The organism is Ruegeria sp. AL12 (assembly GCF_056540885.1).
This window is the reverse complement of sequence record NZ_JBQFXN010000108.1, coordinates 1-763: the sequence shown is the minus strand read 5'-3', so window position 1 is coordinate 763 and position 763 is coordinate 1. Positions and strand designations below refer to the sequence as shown.

Genomic DNA, 763 nt, shown 5'->3' with positions numbered 1-763 from the left:
GAAGCGGCGTCTGGGAAACGATCAAGACCATCGTCTATGCCCTGCTGATCGCGGGCGTGTTCCGGACCCTCTTCTTTCAACCGTTCTGGATTCCGTCCGGTTCGATGAAGCAGACGCTGCTGATCGGCGATTTCCTCTTCGTCAACAAGATGGCCTACGGCTATTCCTACGCCTCATGTCCCAGCCTGATCATCCCCAGTGTCGGCCTGAATATCGACGCCGAAGATCTCTGTGGCTGGATGCAGGGCGACGACGGAAGCCGCATCTGGGGCGGCGATCCCGTGCGCGGCGACGTCATTGTCTTCCGCCACCCGGTCAGCGGGCGCGATTATATCAAGCGCCTGATCGGCCTGCCGGGCGACCGCATTCAGGTCCGTGAGGGGCAGATCATCCTCAACGGCACACCGGTTCCGCAACAGCCTGACGGCATATTCACCGAAATCGCCGAACCACAGGGCCCGCAACGACTGCGCCCACGCTGTGAAAACGGCCCCGTCGGTGTTGGCGGCGCCTGTGAAAAGTCGCGCCTGATCGAAACCCTGCCCAACGGCGTCACCTATGACGTGCTGAATATCGGCAATCAGGGCTCGGACAATACCGGCATCTATACCGTGCCCGAGGGCCATTATTTCTTCATGGGCGACAACCGCGACAACTCGGCTGACAGCCGCCTGCCGCAATCCGCTGGCGGGGTTGGCTATGTGCCCTACGAAAACCTGATCGGTCGCGCCGACCGGATCATGTTCTCGTCTGCCGGGCGGTC

1 protein-coding gene is annotated in these 763 nt (G+C 61.5%); it reads left to right on the top strand.

Features of this window, described 5'->3' with window-relative positions; genetic code table 11:
• Nucleotides 1-763: signal peptidase I (lepB, locus tag ACR0C6_RS21680; RefSeq protein WP_480621204.1), on the top strand; the 763-nt coding region annotated here is incomplete at both ends.